The organism is Lactobacillus sp. A27 (assembly GCF_016742815.1).
In the GTDB taxonomy this organism is placed as follows: domain Bacteria; phylum Bacillota; class Bacilli; order Lactobacillales; family Lactobacillaceae; genus Lactobacillus; species Lactobacillus gallinarum.
Map to the genome: position 1 here is coordinate 1 of NZ_JAEHNT010000046.1, position 3,662 is coordinate 3,662.

The window sequence follows — 3,662 nt, forward strand, 5'->3', positions numbered from 1 at the left end:
ATCAAGCTGGTACATAGCAGCTTGATGCTTAATCCAATTATTAAATTATAGTTGACTTCTATCAACACGATTTGACAGAGAGCCCTTTTTTCATGGCCTAGGATTTAGTTTTTTCCCAGACACTTTTATTTTTATGTAGTTTAATTAGTCTTCATGCTTTTTACGTTTGCCAGCAAGACCAAGTAAACCTAAACTTGAAACAAGTGCGCCCATGATTGAAACAAATACACTTGATTTTTCACTTACACCAGTTTGTGGCAAGTTCTTTGCAGTGCTGTTATTAGTTTGAACTGCACCGTTTGAGCTAGAATTAATTGTGGCAGCTTGGACAGTATTTGCTTTCAAGCTACTTACGGGTTGAGCACTAGTATTTTCGTTACCTGCACTTAGTTTGCCGTTAGATGAACCTGAAACGGTCGTTACCATATTGGTTACGCCTTTGCCGTTACTGTTAAGAACATTTTTTAAGGACTTAGTCTTTTTATTGTTCTTCTTATTGTTCTTCTTAGTGGCCTCTCCAGTTCCATTCGTATTCTTATTGCCGTTTAGATCAACGTTAGACTTATTAGAATCAGTAGGCTTTTGCGTATCAGTAGGCTTTTGCGTATCAGTAGGCTTTTGCGTATCAGTATTTACACCTTGTTTATTATCTTGATCCTTATCCTTATTTGGATCTACAGCAGATGTCTTTTTATCTGAATCATAGCTTACCTTATCTTTGATATTGTCTGAAGGATGAGCTTGCTGTTCATCAACAGTGTCCTCAAATTTAGCCGTGTAGCCATCAATCTTTGGAATCTTAATAGCTGCGTATTTACCGCTAATTGGATCGCTGTCCCAAGGTTCTTTTGCAGTCTTGCCCACTGGAGTAAATTCAGTATTATTGTTGCTGATGTATCTAATAACCTTACCAGTTACCGTATCAACTTCAGCACCGCGTGTGAAGTTTACAGTTTGAACAATAGTTGCAGTGTGACCAGCTGCGTCATAAGTAATCTGATTATGACTATCACCTTTGCCAAAGACAGCTTTTGCATCATTTACATTGTAGCTAGCTGGGAAGTAGAAGGTAATCGTACGAGTACCCGTTTGGTTCAAATCAGCGGCCGTTAAACCTGAATCATAAGTACGGTTTGTAGTACCATCAATCTTATCGCCCTTGTTATGTGATTGAGTGTGGTCAAGCATGATAGTACCATGCTTAATTGCCACATTGACAGTCTTGTCTGCACTTGGTATTTTAACCGTTTTATCAAATGAATCGGTATTTACTACCCAACCATCTGGTAACGCAGGAGTATGGGCTGTGTCATCGGTTTTACCTTTAACTGGAACGTCAGGAATTGCCTTGCCATCTGGATCAACTGCTTGATCGCCTTTGCTATCAGTAAAGTGATAAGTTACTGTGTGTGTTTGGGCGTCGTAATTAATGACAATCGGAGTAAAGCTTGAATCAGCGGTTACATTAGTACCGTCAATTTGCTTATTAGCTGAATCATAACCATCTCCGCTAATATCGTAGCCAGCGATTTGATCAACTGGAATAGCACTAAACTTGTCGGTAGTCCAGTCACCGAATTTAACTGTCTTAGTTACGGTATCGTAGTCACCTGTGCGAGTTAAAGTTACAGATTGTGACTTATCAACGGCTTTTCTAGCACTTGAATTTTCGTGCGTTGGCACATTAATTGTAACTTGACGAGTAATTGTCTTAGTAAAGTCATCAGGTATTACCTCATGTGTTGGATTACCTTGATCGTGTGCACCACTTGGGATATCATCCTTATCAATAGTTACATGGTGGTGTTTTAAGTGGACTTCTTGAGCTGGGTTAGTAGTCTTGAAAGTATAACTAGTTGGAAGTGTGCCTACTAAGTCATAGTTTTCTGGAATCGGCAACTTTTTAGCTAAATCATCAGCAGAAACAGTAGAATCAGTTGGACCGCTAAATACAATATCGTTTCCGACTTGAGAATCATGATTATCGTCATCAACAAACTTGTAAATTACGCTTTGATTGTTAGCTGAATAAGTAATATGAACGGTTTGATTTTGAGTATCGTGCGTTACAGGCATTTCAGCAATTGAAGAAAGACTTGGAGTATAACCAGCAACAGCATCAGGTGTTTCAGCTGTAAACTTACCAGTTGACCATGCACCCCAAGTTACAATACCTGTCACCTTGTCATAAGTTGCCGTGCGCGTCAAAGTTACGGTTTGGCTTAAATTGCTCTTAGTACCGGTATATGAAGCAGGATAATCAACTGTAACAGTTCTAGTTACCGTATGCGTAAAGTTGTCTGTGGTTGCAGGCTTATTATCATTTTCAGGGTTCTTAGTGCCATCAGGCAAATGATCTGGATCAAGTGAAACACCCGTTACGTGCTTTAAGTGAACTGTAATTTCTTGATTGCCATCCGCAGTAAGTTTATAAGTAGGTTGTTCGCCACTTACCACAGTCCATTTACTTGATAAATCTGGATAAGTGATGTCAACCGTTTGATCAGTTACGCCCTTAACGGTTTGATTTTGAACCGCGCTATCTAAAATAGATGCGTCCTTGCCACCATTATCGTCATCAACATACTTAATTGTTACTGATTGAGGCTTGGCATTGTACTTAACAGTGATCTTTTGATTTAGCAAAACTTTAGTTGAATCAAAATCACTAGTTGAGTTAGCAAATTTAGTTGGATCAGGTGTTTCGACGTTAATTGTGATGGAACCATCATCGTTTTTGGTGTAGCCAGTTGAATCTAAACCTTCTACTTCAAGGTCGTAGCCAGCAACGGCGCTAACTTTAAATGAGGCTTTAGCAGCAGGATCTTTTGGAGTCCATGCCCCGTATGAGTTAACTTCACCAGTTACTGTATCAACATCGGCATTTCTTTGATAGTCGATTGTTTGATCAACGATTGTAGAGGTGCGACTATCTTGATTAGTATGATCAGGTGTTTCAATGGTAATCGTGCGGTGAGCAATACCATTTAAATTGTCCTTTTGCGCCTTAGTATCGTTTGGATAAATATGATCATTGGGCGTATTCTTGTTGTTATCGCCGGGTACAATTTTATCACCGGGTGTTGCCGGCTTATCCGGCGTTACAGTGGTATGGTCATGCTCAATTGTAACGATCTTAGGTGGCACCTTGCCAGTGTCATCAGGACGTGGCATAGTTTGATTTTGCGTTTCACTAGGATTTTTGTCTTTCCAACCACCTGGAATGGGCGTAGTTGCCGGCTGATCGGTCTTACCGGTTGCTGTACCGTCTGGAACAGGTTTGCCGTCAGGCTCTTTAGCTGGTTGACCGTCATCGCCTTGATAGTGAACGATTTGGGTTTCATCTTGAGCTTCGTAACGAACAACGTGATAAATGTTATCACCTTGATTTGCAGTCTCTTCAAGAATTTCGACATCGGTTCCATCTTTAGTGGTTACAGTAGGGTGAGCCTTGTAGCCATTAACCTGAATGATTTTGACGGGTTTGAAATCAATTACACCATCAATAATTACGTCATCGTTTTGTTTAGAAGTATCAAGCTGCCAATCAGATTCTTTTACATCTGTTAGAGGATACTTTTTGACAATTTTGGGACCATGAGAGCCAGTCTGAACAGGTGCGTCCGCATTATTGCGAGGATACGTTTTGACAATTTTGGGAC

The 3,662-nt window shown here is 40.1% G+C and carries 1 protein-coding gene; it reads right to left on the minus strand.

Going from position 1 to position 3,662, the window contains the following annotated elements:
* Positions 1 to 144: 144 nt before the first annotated feature.
* A partial coding sequence (locus tag JEM49_RS06765) for a mucin-binding protein (RefSeq protein ID WP_201874313.1) occupies positions 145 to 3,662 on the minus strand: 3,518 nt, incomplete at its 5' end.